The 20,619-nt window shown below is 64.5% G+C and carries 17 protein-coding genes, 1 pseudogene and 1 riboswitch; of the genes and pseudogenes, 12 read left to right on the top strand and 6 right to left on the bottom strand.

Annotation, left to right across the window (positions count from 1 at the left end; all coding sequences use genetic code 11):
- Window positions 1–11: 11 nt before the first annotated feature.
- The 3 genes from ACFC2Y_RS08555 to ACFC2Y_RS08545 form a co-directional block, all read right to left on the bottom strand.
- Window positions 12–3,446: a DUF2126 domain-containing protein gene (locus ACFC2Y_RS08555; RefSeq protein WP_375174908.1), complete on the bottom strand. Its 3,435-nt coding sequence runs from the start codon at window positions 3,444–3,446 to the stop codon at window positions 12–14.
- Between the two features lie 269 nt (window positions 3,447–3,715).
- Window positions 3,716–4,672, bottom strand: a complete 957-nt coding sequence (locus ACFC2Y_RS08550) for a putative zinc-binding metallopeptidase (RefSeq protein WP_375174909.1) — start codon at window positions 4,670–4,672, stop codon at window positions 3,716–3,718.
- A gap of 43 nt (window positions 4,673–4,715) precedes the next feature.
- Window positions 4,716–5,303 (bottom strand): thymidine kinase, encoded by a 588-nt coding sequence (locus ACFC2Y_RS08545; protein WP_375174910.1) that lies wholly within the window; start codon window positions 5,301–5,303, stop codon window positions 4,716–4,718.
- 183 nt (window positions 5,304–5,486) lie between these two features.
- On the opposite strand from ACFC2Y_RS08545, the pseudogene arsH reads away from it, so the two are divergent.
- Window positions 5,487–6,137, top strand: a pseudogene (gene arsH / locus ACFC2Y_RS08540) (arsenical resistance protein ArsH).
- A 72-nt stretch (window positions 6,138–6,209) separates the two neighbouring features.
- Here the strand turns inward: arsH and ACFC2Y_RS08535 are convergent.
- Both ACFC2Y_RS08535 and carB read right to left on the bottom strand, forming a co-directional pair.
- A complete protein-coding gene (locus ACFC2Y_RS08535; protein WP_375174911.1) occupies window positions 6,210–6,755 on the bottom strand; it encodes a VPLPA-CTERM sorting domain-containing protein in 546 nt (181 codons plus the stop codon).
- A gap of 379 nt (window positions 6,756–7,134) precedes the next feature.
- Window positions 7,135–10,410, bottom strand: a complete 3,276-nt coding sequence (gene carB, locus ACFC2Y_RS08530) for a carbamoyl-phosphate synthase large subunit (RefSeq protein ID WP_375174912.1) — start codon at window positions 10,408–10,410, stop codon at window positions 7,135–7,137.
- A 269-nt stretch (window positions 10,411–10,679) separates the two neighbouring features.
- On the opposite strand from carB, the gene ACFC2Y_RS08525 reads away from it, so the two are divergent.
- Window positions 10,680–11,270, top strand: a complete 591-nt coding sequence (locus ACFC2Y_RS08525) for a GcrA family cell cycle regulator (protein WP_375174913.1) — start codon at window positions 10,680–10,682, stop codon at window positions 11,268–11,270.
- Window positions 11,271–11,283: 13 nt separating this feature from the next.
- Here ACFC2Y_RS08525 and ACFC2Y_RS08520 read toward each other — a convergent pair whose 3' ends face one another.
- Window positions 11,284–12,222, bottom strand: a complete 939-nt coding sequence (locus ACFC2Y_RS08520; protein WP_375174914.1) for an alpha/beta hydrolase — start codon at window positions 12,220–12,222, stop codon at window positions 11,284–11,286.
- A gap of 114 nt (window positions 12,223–12,336) precedes the next feature.
- Window positions 12,337–12,413, top strand: a riboswitch (SAM riboswitch).
- Window positions 12,414–12,484: 71 nt separating this feature from the next.
- Here ACFC2Y_RS08520 and ACFC2Y_RS08515 point away from each other — a divergent pair.
- From ACFC2Y_RS08515 to ureG, 10 genes are all read left to right on the top strand, one after another.
- A complete protein-coding gene (locus ACFC2Y_RS08515) occupies window positions 12,485–13,663 on the top strand; it encodes a trans-sulfuration enzyme family protein (RefSeq protein WP_375174915.1) in 1,179 nt (392 codons plus the stop codon).
- 106 nt (window positions 13,664–13,769) lie between these two features.
- The gene (gene folE2, locus ACFC2Y_RS08510; RefSeq protein ID WP_375174916.1) at window positions 13,770–14,861 is read left to right on the top strand and encodes a GTP cyclohydrolase FolE2; all 1,092 of its coding nucleotides are present in this window, start codon (window positions 13,770–13,772) and stop codon (window positions 14,859–14,861) included.
- A gap of 193 nt (window positions 14,862–15,054) precedes the next feature.
- Window positions 15,055–15,828 (top strand): urease accessory protein UreD, encoded by a 774-nt coding sequence (locus ACFC2Y_RS08505; RefSeq protein WP_375186430.1) that lies wholly within the window; start codon window positions 15,055–15,057, stop codon window positions 15,826–15,828.
- A gap of 3 nt (window positions 15,829–15,831) precedes the next feature.
- Window positions 15,832–16,134, top strand: coding sequence for an urease subunit gamma (locus tag ACFC2Y_RS08500; protein WP_375174918.1), 303 nt, complete (start codon window positions 15,832–15,834; stop codon window positions 16,132–16,134).
- 108 nt (window positions 16,135–16,242) lie between these two features.
- Window positions 16,243–16,548 carry an urease subunit beta gene (locus ACFC2Y_RS08495; protein WP_375174919.1) on the top strand — a complete coding sequence of 102 codons (306 nt, stop codon included), beginning with the start codon at window positions 16,243–16,245 and terminating at the stop codon, window positions 16,546–16,548.
- A 45-nt stretch (window positions 16,549–16,593) separates the two neighbouring features.
- Window positions 16,594–18,303, top strand: a complete 1,710-nt coding sequence (ureC, locus tag ACFC2Y_RS08490; RefSeq protein WP_375174920.1) for an urease subunit alpha — start codon at window positions 16,594–16,596, stop codon at window positions 18,301–18,303.
- Between the two features lie 166 nt (window positions 18,304–18,469).
- Window positions 18,470–18,691, top strand: coding sequence for a hypothetical protein (locus ACFC2Y_RS08485; RefSeq protein ID WP_375174921.1), 222 nt, complete (start codon window positions 18,470–18,472; stop codon window positions 18,689–18,691).
- Window positions 18,692–18,719: 28 nt separating this feature from the next.
- On the top strand, window positions 18,720–19,271 hold the full coding sequence (locus ACFC2Y_RS08480) for an urease accessory protein UreE (protein WP_375174922.1): 552 nt from the start codon (window positions 18,720–18,722) through the stop codon (window positions 19,269–19,271).
- Window positions 19,261–19,902: an urease accessory protein UreF gene (locus ACFC2Y_RS08475; protein ID WP_375174923.1), complete on the top strand. Its 642-nt coding sequence runs from the start codon at window positions 19,261–19,263 to the stop codon at window positions 19,900–19,902. Before ACFC2Y_RS08480 ends, ACFC2Y_RS08475 begins: the two co-directional genes overlap by 11 nt.
- Before the next feature lie 11 nt (window positions 19,903–19,913).
- Window positions 19,914–20,552, top strand: a complete 639-nt coding sequence (ureG, locus tag ACFC2Y_RS08470; RefSeq protein ID WP_375174924.1) for an urease accessory protein UreG — start codon at window positions 19,914–19,916, stop codon at window positions 20,550–20,552.
- Window positions 20,553–20,619: the final 67 nt, after the last annotated feature.

Here is a 20,619-nt window from a genome sequence, read left to right as displayed (position 1 = left end):
CGGTAGAGTGGTTATCCCAATCCTGTTGGCCGTCGGAGGTCAAGGGTCATCGGGAATTCCGGATGCGGAGTTTCCGGTTGTGGCCGGTAGGGCGCAGGGGCATGGCCGTGCGGTTCGAACCGAGCCAGGCGGCGGGCCTCGGCCTCGTACCCGTTGACGGGGAAGGTGTCGTAATTGCGCCCGCCGGGGTGGGCGACGTGGTAGGTGCAGCCAGTCAGGGCGCGGCCCGTCCAGTCGTCGTAGATGTCGATGGTCAGCGGTGCGCTGACCGGCAGAGTCGGGTGCAGCGCCTCCGCCGGTTGCCACGCCTTGAACCGGATGCCGCCGACGGCGGTGCCGGAGGTCAGGGTGCGGGTCATCGGCACGGGGCGGCGGTTGCACATCACGCGGTAGCGGTCCTGATGCAGAGTGGTCAGCTTGACCTGCAGACGCTCGACCGAGCTGTCGGTGTAGCGCACGGTGCCGCCGATCGCCCCCATCTCGCCCAGCACGTGCCAGGGCTCCAGCGCCTGACGGACCTCCAGATGCACGCCCTCGGCCTCGATCTGGCCGCAGAAGGGGAAGCGGAACTCGGCCTGCGCCTCGAACCAGGTCGGGTCCAGGTCATAGCCGTGATCGCGCAGATCGCTGAGCAGGTCGAGCAGGTCGTCCCACAGGTAATGTGGCAGCATGAAGCGGTCGTGCAGGACCGTGCCCCATCTGACTGGCTTGCCCTTCACCGGGGCCTCCCAGCACCGCGCGATGATGGCGCGCAGCAGGACCTGCTGGGCCAGGGACATGCGCGGATCCGGCGGCATCTCGAACCCGCGGAATTCGATCAGCCCCAGGCGTCCCGTGGGGCCGTCGGGGGAATAGAGCTTGTCGATGCAGATCTCGGCCCGGTGCGTGTTGCCGGTGACGTCGGTCAGCATGTTGCGCAGCAGGCGGTCGACCAGCCACGGCGGCGGCGGGGTGCCGTCGCCCGGGGCGTGGATCTGGGACAGCGCGATTTCCAGCTCGTAGAGCGTATCGTGCCGCGCCTCGTCGATCCGGGGGGCCTGGGAGGTCGGGCCGATGAAGAGGCCGGAGAAGAGGTAGCTGAGGCAGGGGTGCCGCTGCCAGATCAGGATCAGCGACTTCAGCAGATCGGGGCGGCGCAGGAAGGGGCTGTCGTTGGTGGAGGCGCCGCCAAAGACGATATGGTTGCCGCCGCCGGTGCCGGTGTGGCGCCCGTCGATCATGAACTTGTCGGCGCCAAGGCGGGACTGGCGGGCCTCCTCGTAGATCGCTTCGGTCGTGGCGACGCAGTCGTCCCAGGTGTAGGCGGGGTGGATGTTCACCTCGATCACGCCGGGGTCGGGGGCGACGCGGATCACGTTGAGGCGCGGGTCGGAGGGGGGTGAATAGCCCTCGATATGGATGGGCAGGCCCAAATCGGCGGCGGTTTCCTCGGCCGCCGCGATCAGTTCCAGGTAATCCTCCAGCCGGTCGCAGGGCGGCATGAAGAGGCAGAGCCGACCGTCGCGCGGTTCGATAGCGATGGCGGTGCGGACCGCGCCAAGGCCCTGTTCCCCCTCGGGCACCTCGGCGCCCTGCGGGATGATGGTCTGACGCTCGCCCTCTGGCTGGGACTTGGTTTCCGCCTTCTGCGCGTGGTCCTTCGATTCCTCGGGCAGGAGGCGGGCGCGTTCCTCGACCTCTTCCGCCTCGATCCTGGCGATCTCCTCCTCGACGGCCTTGCGGCGGGCGGCGACCTCGGCGTGGAAATCGGGCAGGGGGGCGTGGTCCTGCGTTGTGTCGGCGGGGTAGGAATAGGGGTAATAGGCGGGCGCGATATAGGGCAGAGAGCCGAGCGGCAGGCGGAAGCCCACGGGGCTGTCCCCGGGCACGAGGAAGAGCTTGCCACGCCGGGGTTTCCAGCGTTCGGACTGCCATTTCGACGCCTTGCCCTGCCATCGCTGGATCGGCAGGACATAGCCCGCGGCCTCGGTCAGGGTGCGGTTGAAGACACGGGCATAGCGCGCGCGGTCCTCGGGGTTCTTCAGCTTGGAGTTCTCGGGCGTCACGTTGGCGGGCAGGTTGCCCTCCTTGAGGATCCATTCGGCGGGGTCCTCGTAGGCGGGCTGTGCATAGTCGGCGTCCAGGCCAAGCGCCTCCGCAAAGCGGCCCATGAATTTGCCCGCATCCTCGGCGGTCGGTTTCTGGTCGTCCGTCTCTTTCGCGATCAGATCGGTGTTCTTCCAGACCGGCTGCCCATCCGTCCGCCAGTAGAGCGAGAAGGTCCAGCGCGGCAGGCTCTCGCCCGGATACCACTTGCCCTGACCGTAGTGCAGGAAGCCGCCCGGCGCGAAACGGTCCTTCAGACGGCGGATCAGCGTGTCAGCCAACCCGCGTTTCTGCGGCCCGACGGCATCGGTATTCCATTCGCCGCTCTCGAAATCGTCGATGGAGACGAAGGTGGGCTCGCCCCCCATGGTCAGACGGACGTCGCCGGCTGTCAGACGTTCATCGACATGGCGGCCAAGGGCGTTCAGCCGATCCCAGGCCTCGTCCGAGAAGGGTTTGGTGATCCGGGGATGTTCCGCCACCCGCTTGATCTGCATGTCGAAATTGAAGTCGACCTGCGGCGTCCCGGCAGAGGCATAGCCGCCCGCAATCGGGGCCGCGTTCTGGTAATGCGGCGTGGCGGCGAGGGGGATGTGGCTCTCGCCAGTCATCAGGCCGGAGGTGGGGTCGAAGCCGATCCAGCCCGCGCCAGGCAGGTAGACCTCGCACCAGGCGTGCAGGTCGGTGAAGTCGTGATCGGTGCCCGAGGGGCCGTCCAGCGCCTCCAGATCCGGTTTCAGCTGGATCAGGTAGCCCGACACGAACCGCGCCGCGAAGCCGAGGCTGCGCAGGACCTGCACCAGCAGCCAGGAGCTGTCCCGGCAGGAGCCGGACCCGATGGTCAGCGTGTCCTCCGGCGAATAGACGCCGGGTTCCATCCGGATGGTGTAATCGACGGCCTGGGAGACCTTGCGGTTCAGCTCCACCAGAAAATCGACCGTCCGCGCCTCCGTCCGGTCGATGGTGTTGAGAAACTCCTGCAGTTTCGGCGTGACATGTTCGGGCTTGCGGTAGATCGAGAGGTCTTCGGAAAGCTCGGCGGGATAGTCGAAGGGCCAGGTTTCGGCGCTCTCATCGACGAAGAAATCGAAGGGGTTGTAGACCGTCATGTCCGCGACCAGATCGACCTCGATCTTGAACTCGCGCACCGGTTCCGGAAAGACAAACCGCGCCATCCAGTTGCCGTAGGGGTCCTGCTGGTGGTTCACGAAATGCCCGCCGGGGCTGACCTTGAGCGAATGGGAAATCACGCGGGTGCGCGAATGCGGGGCGGGGCGCAGGCGGATGATCTGGGGGGAGAGCGTCACCGGGCGATCGTATTTGTAATGCGTCAGGTGGTAGATGCTTGCGTGGATCGCCATGGGGTCTTCGTCTTTCGCTTGGGGCCGCGGATGCGTCTGCCAGATTAGGCCAGGCGGGGAACGACGCCACGGGGGCAGTGCAGGAAACGATAGAGGTCATACGCGTCTTTGCAACTGTGCCGGTTTTTTCGGCAGGGTTGGGGGCGGGGGCGGGACACGGGCGCGCAAGTCATCCTCGGACTTGATCCGAGGATCTCCTGCGGCAGGTGCATGTGGCGGGAGGCCCTCGGGGCGAGCCCGAGGGTGACGGGGCTTTCTGATCCCCATGGTCACGTCAAGCGCAGGTGCCCGTGCGCAAAGGCAAATTTGCGGCGCACCCCGTCGGGCAGGACAAAGGGATAGACATCCGGCAGGTCGAGCGCACGGTTTACGTGGTTCACGGCTATGGAGACATCGACCGCGCGGGAGATCACGGTGTCCGTGTCGGGATCGGCATAGGCGTCATAGCCGGGGACCACCCCGTCGGGCAGCGAGAGCCGTGCCGCTGCCGCGCTGTCGATCAGATCGACGAGATGGAGGAGATGGGCAATGGTCTCGGCCCAGTCCTCGTGCGGATGGGCGGTGGCATAGCTGGTGATATGATCGTGATCCGCTGGCCGGGGGTCGCTGTAATGGGCCTGGAGTGCGGCGGCGTAATCCGTCGTTTCATCGCCAAAGAGCGCCCGGAAATCGGCGAGGAAAGCGTCGCTCTGACCGAGCCGCAGGAAGAGAAAATGGGCGATCTCATGCCGGATATGGCCGGTCATGGTGCGGTAGAGTTCTCCCAGGTCTTCCTGCCGTTGCGCCAGCAGGGCGTCGGAGGCCTCGCTCACATTGATCGTGATCGTGCCTTCTGCATGACCCATGGTGACGTTTTCCTGCCCGGCGAGGGTCTGTTCCGAGAGCATTCGGAAGGTCGGGCGGGGCCCGGGATCGGCGCGGGTGAACCAGCCCCATCTGCCGAGGTTGGCGATCACCCATCTCTTGGCCAGTTCACTGGTCTGCCAAAGCGGCAGATTCATGGCCTCGCGCAGGTCGGGCACGGTTTCGGTCATGGCGCAGGATCGGCAGAGGCCGTCTGCCTCCGCCATCCAGTTGCAGTCTATATCGGCGCGGTTGCCGCAGGTGGCCCCGGCCGCCGCCATGACCTGGGCCTCGGGGTCGAAGACCAGCTGTTGACCGCAGCTGCAGGCGAGGTTGTGGAAATAGACCGGCGCGGCGCAGGCGGGGCAGCGGAAGATTTGCATGGTCGCGGGTCTGCCTTCTGGCTGGCCGGGGTCCGGCGGTCGGTCACACAGTCGGGTCGCCCATCTCCTCGCGCCAGTGGCGACGACAGAGCGAGACATAGGTTTCGTTGCCCCCGACCTGCACCTGCGCCCCTTCGCGCAGGGCCTTGCCGTCGGGGCCGCGGCGGACGACCATCGTGGCCTTCTTGCCGCAATGACAGATAGTCCGGACCTCGCGCATTTCATCGGCCAGGGCTAGCAGGGCAGCGGACCCTTCGAAGAGGTGGCCCAGGAAATCGACCCGCAACCCGTAGCACATCACCGGCACGTTCAGGTCGTCCACAGCGCGGGCCAGTTGCCAGACCTGCTCGCGGGTCAGGAACTGCGCCTCGTCCAGGAAGATGCAGTTGCAGGGGCCCTCCTCCAGCCGCGTTTTGATCCGGGCGAAGAGGTCGGTGTCGGGATCGAAGGTATCGGCCGCCGCGCCGATGCCGATGCGGCTGGCAATGCGGCCTTCACCCGCGCGGGTGTCGAGGCGGGCGGTCAGCAGATAGGTCTGCATGCCGCGTTCGATATAGTTGTGCGATGCCTGAAGCAGGACGGTCGATTTGCCTGCGTTCATGGTGGAGTAGTGGAAGTAGAGCTTGGCCATGGGGGAATTAGGCCGGGTTGGCGCAGCCTGTCCAGAGGTCAATCCGCCGGGCGTGGCCTTTGGGGGTGCACCCGGAGCCGTGTCGCCCTAGATGGGGATCAGTTGCTGCCAACGGAGCGCCCATTGTCCGACCCTGATCTGCCCGCGCTGGATGCCGACCGGCTTCCCGATATTGACATCGACATGCTCGCCGCGCCGGGTGATCCGCGCCATCCGCCGCGTATCCTGCTGCTTTATGGCGGGCTGCGACGGCAGAGCTATTCGCGCAAGACCGTGCAGGAGGCCGCGCGTATCCTGACCGCGCTTGGCTGCGAGACGCGGATCTTCGACCCGAAGGGCCTGCCGCTCTTCGATCCGGAGAACGAGGACCACCCCAAGGTGCAGGAGTTGCGCGAGCTGGCGATCTGGGCGGAGGGGATGGTCTGGTCCTCGCCCGAATTGCACGGGACGATGTCAGGCACGATGAAGCTGCAGATCGACTGGCTGCCGCTGAGCCTGGGCGGCATCCGCCCGACCCAGGGCAAGACGCTGGCGCTGATGCAGGTTTCCGGCGGGTCGCAGTCGTTCAACGCGGTGAACCAGATGCGGATCCTGGGGCGCTGGATGCGGATGGTGACGGTGCCCAACCAGTCCTAGATCCCGCGCGCGTCGCTAGAATACGACGAGGGCGAGCGCCTGCAGGAGGGGCCGTTCTATCGCCGTGTCGTCGATGTGATGGAGGAGCTGGTGAAATTCACCTGGCTGCTGCGCGGGCGGGCCGACTACATGGTCGATCGGTATTCGGAGCGGGTTGAGCGCGCGGAGAAGGCGTCGGAGCGGGTGAACCGGGGGTAGGGGGCGCTTCCGTCTCTGCAATAGAAAAGGCCCGGCGATATTGCCGGGCCTTTATTGTTCGATGTCGGTTGCTCAGGCCTTGCGCTTGCGCAGAGCCAGGGCCGCCAAGCCGGAGAGCAGCAGCACGCCCCCTGCGGGCAGCGGCACGGTAGGCGCTTGGTAAAGCTGCCCAGGCGTCACGCCCTGACCATTGTGAACACCGGCATTTGTACCATAGGCTTCATAGGCTGCGGTCGTGAAAGAGGGATAACTAATGTCGGCAAGCTGCTTGAATTCCCAAACATTTTCCGACTGGGATAGCCATGTCAGAGGCGCACCCGAAAAGGGATCGCGAAGATTGATGTACAGCTGCGACTTGTATTGCTGATGGATGCCGCTGTCACCATTGGGAACGATGCGGGTGCTGTCCGAGAAATCGAGGACTGGCCCGTATTCCGAAGTCAGGCGGAAACTGGTGTTCCCGTTCGTGGGGCTCGATGTGTAGTGGGATACAACCGACGTCGCCGTGGTGTAACGCGTTGCGAAATTGTCGGCAGACGACGAATAAGGGCCATTGTTCGGCACAAGGCTGGTCAGGTCGAAGCCTACGAGCGTGCGCGTGTCCGTGTCGAAAGACATCGTTCCCGACAACAAGAAGTCGGAGGAGGTGGGTGCTACAAGGCCGAAAGTAGTGACATTGCGCGCGTTGAAGTACTGGGAGATCTGGTACGTCAGTGTCTCAGCCGCCGCCGGCAGGGCAGCAAAGAGGCTGAGTGCAATGGAAAGCGCACTGATAGCAGTGAATCGTTACATCTAGGTAGTCCTCAAAAAAGATGTTCACCTCAAATAAGGCGAGGCCAATCTCTAGTATGACAGTTGGTCACTTTTGATAAGGTCTTTTTTTAACGCGAAAATCCCTAAGAGTGGAAACAATTCCTGTTCGGAGGGGGGAACTGTTTCCGATCCGGCAGCCAATCATCTGCCGGATCAATTTGCCGTCCGCATTCAAACGGATGGATCACGCCCCCGCCAGTTCCTGCAGCGAGGTCACCTTCAGGCTGTCCATATCGCGCGAGGCGATGGCCTGGGCTGCGGCCTGGGCGCCGGCGGCGGTGGTGTAGTAGGGGATCTTGTCGTAGAGCGCGACAGAGCGGATTTCGCGGCTGTCCTCGATCGACTGCTGGCCCTCGGTCGTATTCAGCACCAGAGCGATCTGGTCGTCCTTGAGCTGATCGACGATGTTCGGGCGCCCCTCGTAGACCTTGTTCACAAGCTCGCACTCCAGGCCCGCCGCCTGTAGCCAGGCCGCGGTGCCGCGCGTGGCGACGAGGGTGAAGCCGTTGCCGATCAGGGTCTTGGCGGCCTCCATCATCGCATCGGTCTTGTCTTCGTCCCGGATCGAGATGAAGGCGCGGCCGCCGGTCGGCAGGTCGGTGCCGGCGCCCAGTTGCGCCTTGAGGAAGGCGCGGGCGAAGGTGGTGTCGGAGCCCATGACCTCACCCGTCGAGCGCATTTCCGGGCCGAGGATCGTGTCGACGCCGGGGAAGCGGGCGAAGGGCAGGACGGCCTCTTTCACCGCGAAACGGTCGATCTGGGGATCGACCAGATCGAAGGCGGAGAGTTTCTCTCCCGCCATGACGCGGGCGGCGATGGTGGCGATCGGAGAGTTCACCGCCTTGGCCACAAAGGGCACGGTGCGGGAGGCGCGGGGGTTCACCTCGATCAAATAGACCACGCCGTCCTTGACCGCATATTGCACGTTCATCAGGCCGACGACGTTGAGTTCCCTGGCCAGGGCTTCGGTCTGGCGCTTGACCTCTTCGATGATGTCCTGCGGCAGGGAATGCGGCGGCAGGGAGCAGGCGCTGTCGCCGGAATGGACACCGGCCTCTTCGATATGCTGCATGATGCCGGCGACATGGACCTGGGTGCCATCGCACAGCGCGTCGACGTCCAGTTCCACCGCATTGGCAAGGTAGCTGTCGAGCAGCACGGGGCTGTCGCCCGACACGACCACCGCGTCGCGGATGTAGCGTTTCAGCCCATCCATGTCGCGGACGATTTCCATCGCGCGGCCACCCAGAACGTAGGAGGGGCGGATGACCAGCGGGAAGCCGATCCCTTCGGCGATTTCAAGGGCTTCGGCATCGGAATGGGCGATGCCGTTCTTGGGTTGTTTCAGGCCGAGGCGGTTTACCAGATCCTGGAAGCGCTCGCGGTCCTCGGCCAGGTCGATGGCGTCGGGGGTGGTGCCGAGGATCGGGATACCCTCGGCCTCCAGCGCATTCGCCAGCTTGAGCGGGGTCTGGCCGCCGAACTGAACGATGACGCCGTGCAGCGTGCCCTTTTCCTGCTCGACGCGCAGGATCTCCATCACGTGTTCGAAGGTCAGCGGTTCGAAATAAAGCCGGTCCGACGTGTCATAGTCGGTCGACACGGTTTCCGGGTTGCAGTTGACCATGATGGTTTCATAGCCCGCGTCGGTCAGGGCGAAACAGGCGTGGCAGCAGCAATAGTCGAACTCGATCCCCTGGCCGATCCGGTTCGGCCCGCCGCCCAGGATGACGACCTTTTTGCGGTCCGAGGGGCGGGCCTCGTCCTCGACCTCGCCCATCACGGGCTCTTCGTAGGTCGAATACATGTAGGGGGTCTGGGCCTCGAACTCGGCGGCGCAGGTGTCGATCCGCTTGAAGACCGCGGTGATGCCCAGGTTCTGGCGTGCGCGGCGCACGTTGTCCTCGTCCCGGCCGGCCAGCTTGGCGAGGCGCGCGTCGGTGAAGCCCATCATCTTGTATTTGCGCAGGCCTTCTTCGGTGACGGGCAGGCCGTTCACAGTGATTTCGGCCTCGGCGCGGATGATTTCGCGGATGCGGGCCAGGAACCAGGGGTCGAAGGAGGTGACGTGCTGGATTTCATCATCGCTGAGGCCATGGCGCATGGCCTGGGCGATGACGCGGATGCGGTCGGGGGTCTGTTCCGACAGCGCCTTGACGATGGCGGCCTTGTCCGGCGCGCCCTCGATCTCGATCTCGTCCAGCCCGGTGAGGCCGGTTTCCATCGAGGTCAGCGCCTTTTGCAGCGATTCGTGGAAGGAGCGGCCGATGGCCATGGCCTCGCCCACGGATTTCATCGCGGTGGTGAGGTGGGGTTTGGAGCCGGGGAACTTCTCGAAGGCGAAGCGCGGGATCTTGGTGACGACATAGTCGATGGTCGGCTCGAACGAGGCGGGCGTGACCTTGGTGATGTCGTTGTCGAGTTCATCCAGCGTGTAGCCGACGGCCAGTTTCGCGGCGATCTTGGCGATCGGGAAGCCGGTGGCCTTGGACGCCAACGCGGAGGAGCGGGAGACGCGCGGGTTCATCTCGATCACCACCATGCGGCCGTCTTCGGGGTTCACCGCCCATTGGACGTTGGAGCCGCCGGTTTCGACGCCGATTTCGCGCAGAACCGCGATCGAGGCCGAGCGCATCGCCTGATATTCCTTGTCGGTCAGCGTCAGCGCGGGGGCCACGGTGATGGAATCGCCGGTGTGCACGCCCATGGGGTCCACGTTTTCGATGGAACAGACGATGATGGCGTTGTCGGCCCGGTCGCGCACGACCTCCATCTCGAATTCCTTCCAGCCGAGGAGGGATTCATCGACCAGGATCTGCCCGACCGGAGAGGCCTCCATCCCCGAGCGGCAGTAGTATTCGTAATCGTCGCGGTTGTAGGCCACACCGCCGCCGGTGCCGCCCAGGGTGAAGGCGGGGCGGATGATGGCGGGCAGGCCGATCTCCTCCAGCGCGTCCAGGGCTTCGGCGAGACCGGCCTTGATATCGAACTGACCGTTCTTCTTCGGTGCGGTGATGATCGTGGCCTTGGGGTTCTCAAGACCGATGCGGTCCATTGCTTCGCGGAAGAGCTTGCGATCTTCAGCCATTTCAATGGCTTCACGCTTGGCGCCGATCATCTCGACCCCGAATTTTTCCAGAACGCCCATTTCTTCAAGCGCGAGGGAGGTGTTCAGCCCGGTCTGGCCGCCCATGGTGGGCAGCAGGGCGTCGGGGCGTTCCTTCTCAATGATCTTGGCGACGACCTCGGGGGTGATCGGTTCGATATAGGTGGCGTCGGCGAGCCCAGGATCGGTCATGATGGTGGCGGGGTTGGAGTTCACCAGGATGACGCGGTAGCCTTCTTCCCGCAGGGCCTTGCAGGCCTGGGCGCCGGAATAGTCGAACTCGCAGGCCTGACCGATGACAATGGGTCCCGCGCCGATAATCATGATCGAATTGATGTCGGTTCTCTTCGGCATGGTCATCCCCGGTCAGCGCAAATTGATGCGCGTTATAGCCATGCGCGCCCCCGGTGCAAGAGCCGACGGACGCTATTCTGACCAGAAATCGGGCGCAAAAGGAGGGGTGCGCGAATCGGTCCCTTGTATCTCCGGGTGCGGTGATTAGAATATGGGTCGACCAAGAGGGCGGTACGGGATACGTGCCGCCCTTGATACTAAAGCATACCATAGCGCCGGGGCTGGCCCAGGGTCGCCCGCGCTTCATGACACAGCAAAGGATGCCGTCCATGTCCTGGACCGATGAACGCGTCGAGCTTCTGAAAAAGATGTGGACCGAAGGCCAGTCCGCCAGCCAGATCGCCAAGGAGTTGGGCGGCGTGACCCGCAATGCGGTGATCGGCAAGGTGCATCGTCTGGGCCTGTCGAACCGGACCGGGGGGGCGACGTCCTCCGCCGCCTCCGCAGCGCCCAAGGCAGAGCCGAAACCCAAGGCCGCGCCCAAGGCGGCGCCCGCAGCCCCCGCGCCTGCCGCCCCTGAGGCCGAGGATGAGGACGAGCCGCGCACCATGTCCGCCGCGCCCGCCGGTGTGCCTTCGCGCAAGGCGATCGTGCCTGCGGGTCAGCCGCTGCCGCCGCAGCCGTCGGCTAACGAGATCAGCCCCGAAGCCCTGGCCAAGGTCAACGAGATCGAGAAGAAAGCCAAGAAGCTGACACTGATGGAGTTGACGGAGCGGACCTGCAAATGGCCCGTGGGCGATCCGGCGACCGAAAAGTTCTGGTTCTGTGGCCTGCCGGTGCAGGCGGGCAAGCCCTATTGCGAAGCCCATGTCGGCGTGGCGTTCCAGCCGATGTCCTCGCGCCGCGACCGCCGCCGCTGACCTTTAGCTGACCTCAGCCCGCTGCCCGCCCAAAGCCGAAGCCGGGCAGGGCGAACGACGGCCGCAACCGGGACCAGCCCCGGTGCGGACTGTCGTCCCGTGCTGCCATCGCGACGCGGCGCAGTTGTGCGAGGGGAAGGGTTTGCGCGTCGGTCAGAAGCGCGGAATAAAGCGAGAAGACACCGGGGCGCAGGTAGCTGGACCAGTGGCAGATCCAGCGCTGCGGAGGGGCGATGTCACACCCCAGGGTGGACAGCGCGCCCAGCACCTCCCGGTCATCTATCGCCAAGGTGAGCCAGTTCGGCGCCACCGGGGCCTGCCGTCCGACGGCCCGGCCCGTGGCTGCGGACCCAAGCGCGCGCTCCAGCAGCCGGTCGTAGGGGTGGTTTTCGCGACTGGTGATGCTGATCACCTCCGCCGTGCGACCTGCGGGCGTGGCCAGCATGTCTGCGGCCGAGGCGTGGAATTCGGCCCCAGCCAGCAGGACAAGACGATCCAGCATCCCGGGACCGAGGTGGGCGAGGGCCGAGAGGGCCACGCGGGCGCCGAGGGAATGGGCCAGGATGTGCACCGGACGCTGCGGCGCGAGGCGGTGGAGCAGGCGGATCAACCGGGCGAGGGCGCGCCCGGCCTCCGCCGCGCGACCGTAGGCCTGCCAGATCGACCCGCGCGCGGGCCAGCCGAAGGCGATGCCCAGGTGATCGTCGCGCCCTGTCAGGCCCAGTTCGGTTGGCCAGCTCTTGGCCTTCCAGCAGTGCGTCTCGGGCCGGGGGGAGAGGATGTGTTCGTGCGGGCAGTAGGCGGCACTACCGGGGGCGAATTTGAACCCGTGGATCATCACGATGACCGGCCCGTCCTGATCGGCAAAGGGCGCCAGGGCGGTTTCGGGGGCGGCCCCGGTGGCGTGTTCCTGCAGGCCGGTCGCGCCGAGATTGATCTTTGCCAAGGCCATAGCCCTAGTCCCCATACGGATCATCTGGGGGCTGTCTACCTGTCGCTTACGAAATCTAGATGATGCCTGGGTAACAGGATGGTAACGCTTGACCCCCATCCCCGGGGGGCGCTAGAGAACCCCCGTGGCGATTTGTTGCCGGATTGCGGGCCACGGGAAATATTCCGCTAAAAGGCCAGTCGTCGGGGACCCCCACGCTTGGCCGCGTCTGGGGGTTTTTATATGCCGACCCGCCCAAGAGTGGTCGGCGCGGAGAGCGATGATGACCAAATTAAACAAACGCACCACCCTGATCCACGGCGGCACCCGCCGCTCGCAATATGGCGAGGTGAGCGAGGCGATCTTTGTCACCCAGGGGTTCGTCTATGACACGGCTGAGGCGGCGGAAGCCCGGTTCAAGGATCTGGGCGACGATGAATTCATCTATGCCCGCTACGGCAATCCGACCGTGCGGATGTTCGAAAACCGCCTGTCGGAGATCGTGGGCTATGAGGACGGTTTTGCCTGTACCTCTGGCATGGCCGCGGTGACCGGCGCGCTGAGCGCGCTGCTGAAGGCGGGGGACCAGGTGGTGGCGTCGCGGGCGCTCTTCGGGTCCTGCCTCTACGTGCTGGAAGAGGTTCTGGCGCGCTTCGGGGTGGAGATCATCCTGGTCGACGGCACCGACAATGCGGCCTGGGATGCGGCGATTACGGACAAGACGACGCTGGTTTTCCTGGAAGGTATTTCCAACCCGACGCTGGAGGTCGTGGACCTGGAGCATGTGGTGAACCGCGCCCACGCCCATGACGCGCTGGTGGTGGTCGATGACGCCATGGCGACGCCGATCTTTTCCTGCTCCGCCCGGTTTGGCGCGGATATCTGCGTGATTTCGACGACGAAACATGTGGATGGGCAGGGGCGGATGCTGGGCGGCATGATCTGCGGCTCCAAGGAGCTGATCCGCGGCCCGATCGAAACCTACATGAAGCACACCGGCGGCGCGATGAACCCGTTCACGGCCTGGGTGCAGCTGAAATCGCTGGACACGCTGGATCTGCGGGTGCGGGCGCAGGCGGCCAGTGCGATGCAGATCGCCGAATGGCTGGAGGGGCATCCCAAGCTGGCCGGGGTCCGCTATCCGCAACTGCCAAGCCATCCGCAGCACGAGGTCGCCATGCGGCAGGCCGAATCCGGGGGGACGGTGATTTCCTTCGACGTGAAGGGCGGCAAGGCGGAATGCTTCAAGCTGCTGAACAGTCTGAGGGTTTTCACGATCTCCAACAATTTCGCGGATTCGAAATCCATCGTCACCCATCCGTCCACCACAACGCATCAGCGGCTGCCGCAGGAGCAGAAGGATGCGCTTGGCATCGGGGAGGGGACGGTGCGACTGTCGGTCGGGCTGGAACATCCCGACGATCTGATTGCCGACCTGAGCCAGGCGCTGGAGGCGCTGTAAGAAAGAGTGATCCGTCGCGCCGGTTTCATCGTAAGTTTAGACGAAATTGGTAAATCGGTCGGCGGCCGCCTATATTACACATGGCCTGGGACCAAAGGGGGGCCAGATGAACATTCACCCGCATGACATGCAGCCCACGCCGGATCGCGAAGAGGCGAAGGAAGCGCTTGCCACCCTGAAATCCTGGGCTGCGGCGGCCTCCGATGCGGAGGTGAATGCGTTGGACCCGGCTGTCGCGCGGCTATTGCAGGATACGGACTATCCCCTTTTGTCAGACAGCTACCCGGCGGAGTTCACGCCGGACGCGGCTTATCGGGCCTCCATGCCCGATCTGCAGAACGGGCCCGCCAGCCTGATCCGCGGATCGCGCCGGATGATCCAGCATGTGGGGATCTCGAATTTCCGCCTGCCGATCCGGTATCGCACGCGGCACGGCGGCGAGATGACGCTGGAAAGCGCGGTGACCGGAACAGTCAGCCTGGAGGCGGAGAAAAAGGGCATCAACATGAGTCGCATCATGCGGTCCTTTTATGCCCATTCGGAAAAGACCTTCTCCTTCGACGTGATCGAGGCGGCGCTGGATGACTACAAGTCGGATCTGGAGAGCCTTGATGCGCGCATTCAGATGCGGTTCTCCTATCCGCTGAAGGTCGAAAGCCTGCGGTCGGGGCTGCAGGGATATCAATACTATGACATCGCGTTGGAACTGATCGAGACGGCGGGCGAACGTCTGCGCATTGTGCATCTGGATTATGTCTATTCCTCCACCTGCCCCTGTTCGCTGGAGCTGTCGGAGCATGCGCGGCGCACGCGCGGGCAGTTGGCCACGCCGCATTCGCAGCGCTCTGTCGCAAGGATATCGGTGGTGCTGGGCGGGTCCAATCGTTTGTGGTTCGAAGACCTGATCGACATGGCACGGCGGGCCGTGCCGACGGAGACCCAGGTGATGGTGAAACGTGAGGATGAACAGGCCTTTGCGGAGCTGAACGCCGCCAATCCGATCTTTGTCGAGGACGCGGCGCGGCTGTTCGCGGCCGAGCTGGAAGCGGATGAGCGCGTGGGCGATTTCCGCATCGTCGCCAGCCATCAGGAAAGCCTGCACAGCCATGATGCCGTGTCGATCCTGACGGAGGGCCCGACCTTTGAGGCGGCGAGCCTGGATCCGCGTCTGTTCGGGACGCTGCATCACTCCGGTTGACCGGTTTCGCCTAAGTTTTGGGCATGTGCTTGCAAACTGGGCTTGCCCATTGCTTTCCGGCTGATTTCTTCTGCCAAACCCCGGCCAAAGCGCTAGTCTCTGCCTGACGGGAGAGACTGCCATTAACGCCGACGCAACATTGACCCGGAACACGGCCTCCGGACTGCCACGCCAACCGCGTGCGCGGGGGCGGATGGACGTTGCGGCGAAGGTGCGGGCGGGGCGCAGCCGGATCGCCGATCTTCACCAGGTCGGGTCGTTCAAGGCGCTGTTTCCCCACGGGAATTCCCAGGCGCTACATGTCGTGACCCTGAACACGGCGGGGGGCGTGACCGGTGGCGACCGCTTCTATCTGAGCGCCCGGGCCGAGGCGCAGGCGCATATGGTTCTGACCACCCAGGCGGCGGAGCGGATCTATCGCGCGCAGCCGGGCGAGATCGGGCAGGTCCGGACGCGGCTAAGCGTGGCGGCGGGCGCCCGGTTGGACTGGGTGCCGCAGGAGACGATCCTCTTCGATCACGCGGCGCTGGACCGACGGCTGGAGGCGGATGTGGCCCCGGACGGCCGTCTGCTGGCGGTTGAGCCGCTGATCCTGGGGCGCGCGGCCATGGGCGAAGCCGTGGATTCCGGACATTTCACCGACCGCTGGCGCATCAGGCGCGGGGATGAGTTGATCTTTGCCGACAACCTGCGCCTGAGCGGGCCGATCCAATCAGTGATGGCGGCCACGGCCGTCGGGGGCGGGGCGCGGGCGATGGCGAGCCTGCTTTTGGTGGCGCCCGATGCGGATCTCTATCTCGACCGATTGCGCGCAGCCCTGGGCGCGGCGGGCGGGGCCAGCCTGATCCGGCCCGGGGTGCTTTATGCGCGCTGCCTTGCTGCGGACGGGTTCATCCTGCGCCGCCATATCATCCCTGCAATTCAAGCGCTTTCCGGCGCCGATATTCCCAAGACCTGGACACTGTAGACCATGCAACTGACTCCTCGTGAAAAGGACAAGCTCCTTATTTCCATGGCCGCGGAAGTGGCGCGCAAGCGGCTCGCCCGTGGTGTGAAGCTCAACCATCCGGAGGCCATCGCCCTGATCACCGATGCAGTGGTCGAGGGCGCGCGCGATGGCAAGACCGTCGCGACGCTGATGCAGGAGGGCGCGCAGGTGTTGAGCGTCGATCAATGCATGGAGGGCATCGCCGAGTTGATCCACGAAGTGCAGGTCGAGGCGACCTTTCCGGATGGCACGAAACTGGTGACCGTCCACAATCCGATCCGCTGAAACTCCGGGAGGCAAGATGATGACTTTGATTGAGAAAATTGCGATTTCCCTAGGGCTGATCCCGGCGGTGCAACCGATCCCCGTGCGGGTCGAGGCAGGAGAGCGCGAATGATCCCCGGAGAGGTTTTTCCCGCCGAAGGGACGATCACGCTGAACGAGGGGCGGGATCAGATCACGGTGATGGTTGCGAATACCGGTGACCGTCCGGTGCAGGTCGGGTCGCACTATCATTTTGCCGAAGCGAACGAGGCGCTGGATTTCGACCGCGCCGCGGCGCGGGGCATGCGGCTGGATATTGCGGCGGGCACGGCGGTGCGGTTCGAGCCCGGCCAGAGGCGCGAAGTCAAGCTGATCCCGGTCTCCGGTGCCCGCGTGATCTATGGGTTCAATCAACAGGTTATGGGCGCCCTCTGACAGCCAGAGCGGCGCGCCCGACAACAACATTCAACGAGGTATAAGATGCCCACCCAAATCTCCCGCGCGGATTATGCGGCGATGTTCGGCCCGACGACCGGCGACAAGGTCCGGCTTGCGGATACCGATCTGATCATTGAGGTCGAGCGCGACCTGACCACCTATGGCGAGGAGGTCAAGTTCGGCGGCGGCAAGGTGATCCGCGATGGCATGGGGCAGGCGCAGACCACCCGGGCCGACGGTGCCGTGGATACGGTGATCACCAATGCGCTGATCCTGGACTGGACGGGGATCTACAAGGCGGATGTGGGTCTGAAGGACGGGCGGATCCTCAAGATCGGCAAGGCGGGCAACCCCGACACGCAGCCGGGCGTGGATATCATCGTCGGGCCAGGGACGGAGGTGATCGCGGGCGAGGGCAAGATCCTGACCGCGGGCGGATTCGACAGCCATATCCATTTCATCTGCCCGCAGCAGATCGAGGATGCGCTGCATTCCGGCCTGACCACCATGCTGGGCGGCGGCACCGGCCCGGCGCATGGCACGCTGGCGACCACCGTCACGCCGGGGCCCTGGCACATGATGCGGATGATCCAGGCGGCGGATTCCTTCCCGATGAACCTGGCCTTTGCGGGCAAGGGCAATGCGTCGCTTCCGGCTGCGCTGGAAGAGCAGATCAAGGCGGGCGCCTGTTCGCTGAAGCTGCACGAGGACTGGGGCACGACGCCGGGTGCGATCGACAACTGTCTTTCGGTGGCGGATGATTATGACGTCCAGGTGATGATCCACACCGATACGCTGAACGAGTCGGGCTTTGTCGAGAATACCGTCAAGGCGATGAAGGGCCGGACGATCCATGCCTTCCATACCGAGGGCGCGGGCGGCGGACATGCCCCGGATATCATCAAGATATGTGGCGAAGCTCATGTGCTGCCCTCTTCGACCAACCCGACGCGACCCTTCACGGTGAACACGCTGGACGAGCATCTGGACATGCTCATGGTCTGTCACCACCTCGATAAGTCGATCCCCGAAGACGTGGCCTTTGCCGAAAGCCGCATCCGGCGCGAGACCATCGCGGCGGAGGATATCCTGCACGACATGGGGGCGTTTTCGATCATCGCCTCGGACAGCCAGGCCATGGGCCGCGTGGGCGAGGTGCTGATCCGGACCTGGCAGACCGCCGACAAGATGAAGAAACAGCGCGGCCGCCTGCCGGAGGAAACCGGCGACAACGATAATATGCGCGTCCGCCGCTATGTGGCGAAATACACGATCAACCCGGCCATTGCCCATGGTATCGGCCATCAGATCGGGTCGATCGAGGAGGGCAAGCGGGCGGATCTGGTGTTATGGAACCCGGCGTTCTTTGGTGTGAAGCCCGAGATGGTGTTGATCGGCGGATCGATCGTGGCGGCGCAGATGGGCGATCCCAATGCCTCCATCCCGACGCCGCAACCGGTCTATACCCGGCCCATGTTCGGGGCCTTCGGCAAGGCTGTGACGAATTCCGCCGTGACCTTCGTTTCTGCGGCTGCACAGGCCGCAGGGGTGCGCGAGGCCTATGGGATCGAGAAGGAGACCATCGCCGTGCTCAACACCCGCAACATCGGGAAGAAGGACCTTAAGCTGAACGATGCGCTGCCACATGTCGAGGTGAATCCAGAGACTTACGAGGTGCGCGCCGATGGTGAGCTGCTGACCTGCGAGCCTGCGGAGGTCTTGCCGATGGCACAGCGGTACTTCATGTTCTGAGCCAGGACGGGGAACAAAGTGATGACCGGACTCAATGAACTTCAACTTTTCTGCGTTGCAGCAAATGCATGGCAGGGCTACCGGAATGTCTGTAGTCAGGTCGCATCTGCTGACCTAACTTCAAAGCCAAGGGAGATAACCGCAAGAAAGTTGATCGAGGTTCCCAATGGCAAACGCAACGACACATATCGCAGACGCAGGCATTCGCGCCGGCATCGCACATTTCTTCCAGGCCATCGGCGCTGGTATGACCGCATACATGGAGCGCCGCTCGCGCGCAGACCAGATCGCCAAGTTGAACGCGCTGAGCGACGCGCAACTGGCCAAGCTGGGCATCAGCCGCGACGGCATCCCGGCCTATGTCTTCCGGGACATGTTCTACGTCTGAACCAGACTGATGCGCGGGGGGTGGACGCATGACGCCGCCGCCCGTCGCCCGCCAGATCAAGCGTGCCGCCGACCGCGGCGGCGCGGTTCCAAAGGACCTCGTGACCCTCGACTACGAGGCACGGTTCCTGAGGCGCAAAGTCCTGCACACGGTGCACGATGATCCGATCCTCGTTGATCTTGCGGAAACTGTTTCGCTCGATCACGGGGATTGTTTCGTTCTTGAGGATGGCGCGCTGATCGAGGTGATCGCGGCCGAGGAAGACTTGATCGAGATCCGGGGCGGAGATCTGATCCGCCTGGCCTGGCACATCGGCAACCGCCACACCCCCTGCCAAATCGAAGAAACGCGGCTGCTGATCCGTCGGGATGCGGTCATGGCCGATATGCTGGCAAAGCTTGGGGCTGAGGTGTCCGAGGTTTCCGAACCCTTTATCCCCGAAGGCGGGGCCTACGGCGTGGGCCGGACTCATGGGCACGATCATTCCCACGTTCATTCCGCAGTGCCGCATGTTCACGTGCATGGCGGCCACGGTCACGACCATTCCGACCCGCGCGATGAGGCGGTGAATGACGACTGATCCGGCGCTCCTGCTGCATCAATGGCTCTCGCCGTCCTTTCCCGTGGGGGCGTTTTCCTATTCGCACGGGCTGGAAACGGCGGTGGCCGAGGGGCAGGTGCGCGATGCGGTGACGGCGCAGGAGTGGATCGTCACGGCGCTCGATCACGGGGCGGGGCTGTCGGATGCTATCTTGCTGGCGGCGGCCTGGCGAGCCGAGACCGCGGAGTTGCCGGAGTTGGTCGCCCTGGCCCGCGCGCTGGCGCCGTCGGCCGAGCGGTTGGCGGAGGCGGACAGGATGGGCGCGGCCCTGGCCACGGCGCTGCGGTCGCTGCATGGGCATGACCTGCCCGATGCGCCCTATCCGGTTGTGTTGGGCCGGGCGGCGCGCCTGTCCGACATCCCGCTGCCGTTGACCCTGCGCCTGTCGATCCAGGCCTTTGCCGCCAACCTCGTCTCCGCTGCGATCCGGCTGGTGCCGCTTGGCCAGACGGAGGGGCAGGGGATCACCCTGGCGCTGGCCCCCCGGATCGAAGAACTGGCCGAGGAGGCCCTGCCGGGCGAGACCGACAGGATCGGCACGGCGGCCTTTGCGCTGGACATTGCCTCCATGCGGCATGAAACCCTCACCACACGTCTGTTCCAAAGTTAAGGAATTTCCCGATGTCTTCCCCTCATGGTCCCCTTCGTATCGGTCTTGGTGGTCCCGTCGGCGCCGGAAAGACCACGCTGACTGCCGCGCTGTGCCGCGCGCTTCGGGATCACGTCTCGCTCGCCGTGGTGACGAATGACATCTACACGCGCGAGGATGCGGATGCGCTGGTGCGGATGCAGGCGCTGCCCTCGGACCGGATCCGCGGCGTGGAAACCGGCGGCTGCCCGCATACGGCCATTCGCGAGGATGCCTCGATCAACCTCGCGGCCATCGCCGAGCTGAACCGCGATTTCCCGGACCTCGACCTGATCCTGGTGGAATCGGGGGGTGACAACCTGTCGGCGACCTTTTCGCCGGAACTCGTGGACATGACCATCTACGTCATCGACGTGGCCGCGGGGGAGGAGATCCCGCGCAAGGGCGGTCCGGCCATCACGAAATCCGACATCCTGGTCATCAACAAGACCGACCTCGCCCCCTATGTCGGGGCCGATCTGGCGGTGATGGAACACGATGCCAAACATCAGCGCGGCACGCGGCCCTTTGTCTTCACCAACCTGAAGACGGGCGAGGGGCTGCCGCGCATCCTGACCCTGATTTCCGAGATCGGCGGGCTGATCCCGGCCCCGGTGGCGGAAACCACCTGACTCTTTCCCAGCTCTGAAATATGCTCGGGGGCGGCCATGGGTTCGCCTTTGGTATGAGAGACATGGA

Source organism: Pseudooceanicola sp. (genome assembly GCF_041987405.1).
GTDB lineage: Bacteria > Pseudomonadota > Alphaproteobacteria > Rhodobacterales > Rhodobacteraceae > Pseudooceanicola.
This window is presented reverse-complemented; position numbering and strand designations above follow the sequence as displayed.

Bases quoted from the DNA above. Each gene is read 5' to 3' on its own strand.
- ACFC2Y_RS08505 (WP_375186430.1), top strand. From the start codon at position 15,055: ATGGACGTTGCGGCGAAGGTGCGGGCGGGGCGCAGCCGGATCGCCGAT.
- ureC (WP_375174920.1), top strand. From the start codon at position 16,594: ATGCCCACCCAAATCTCCCGCGCGGATTATGCGGCGATGTTCGGCCCG.
- folE2 (WP_375174916.1), top strand. From the start codon at position 13,770: ATGAACATTCACCCGCATGACATGCAGCCCACGCCGGATCGCGAAGAG.
- ACFC2Y_RS08550 (WP_375174909.1), bottom strand. From the start codon at position 4,672: ATGCAAATCTTCCGCTGCCCCGCCTGCGCCGCGCCGGTCTATTTCCAC.
- ACFC2Y_RS08545 (WP_375174910.1), bottom strand. From the start codon at position 5,303: ATGGCCAAGCTCTACTTCCACTACTCCACCATGAACGCAGGCAAATCG.
- ACFC2Y_RS08475 (WP_375174923.1), top strand. From the start codon at position 19,261: ATGACGACTGATCCGGCGCTCCTGCTGCATCAATGGCTCTCGCCGTCC.
- ACFC2Y_RS08500 (WP_375174918.1), top strand. From the start codon at position 15,832: ATGCAACTGACTCCTCGTGAAAAGGACAAGCTCCTTATTTCCATGGCC.
- ACFC2Y_RS08515 (WP_375174915.1), top strand. From the start codon at position 12,485: ATGACCAAATTAAACAAACGCACCACCCTGATCCACGGCGGCACCCGC.
- ACFC2Y_RS08495 (WP_375174919.1), top strand. From the start codon at position 16,243: ATGATCCCCGGAGAGGTTTTTCCCGCCGAAGGGACGATCACGCTGAAC.
- ACFC2Y_RS08535 (WP_375174911.1), bottom strand. From the start codon at position 6,755: ATGTCTTTCGACACGGACACGCGCACGCTCGTAGGCTTCGACCTGACC.
- carB (WP_375174912.1), bottom strand. From the start codon at position 10,410: ATGCCGAAGAGAACCGACATCAATTCGATCATGATTATCGGCGCGGGA.
- ACFC2Y_RS08525 (WP_375174913.1), top strand. From the start codon at position 10,680: ATGTCCTGGACCGATGAACGCGTCGAGCTTCTGAAAAAGATGTGGACC.
- ACFC2Y_RS08480 (WP_375174922.1), top strand. From the start codon at position 18,720: ATGACGCCGCCGCCCGTCGCCCGCCAGATCAAGCGTGCCGCCGACCGC.
- ACFC2Y_RS08520 (WP_375174914.1), bottom strand. From the start codon at position 12,222: ATGGCCTTGGCAAAGATCAATCTCGGCGCGACCGGCCTGCAGGAACAC.
- ureG (WP_375174924.1), top strand. From the start codon at position 19,914: ATGTCTTCCCCTCATGGTCCCCTTCGTATCGGTCTTGGTGGTCCCGTC.
- ACFC2Y_RS08485 (WP_375174921.1), top strand. From the start codon at position 18,470: ATGGCAAACGCAACGACACATATCGCAGACGCAGGCATTCGCGCCGGC.
- ACFC2Y_RS08555 (WP_375174908.1), bottom strand. From the start codon at position 3,446: ATGGCGATCCACGCAAGCATCTACCACCTGACGCATTACAAATACGAT.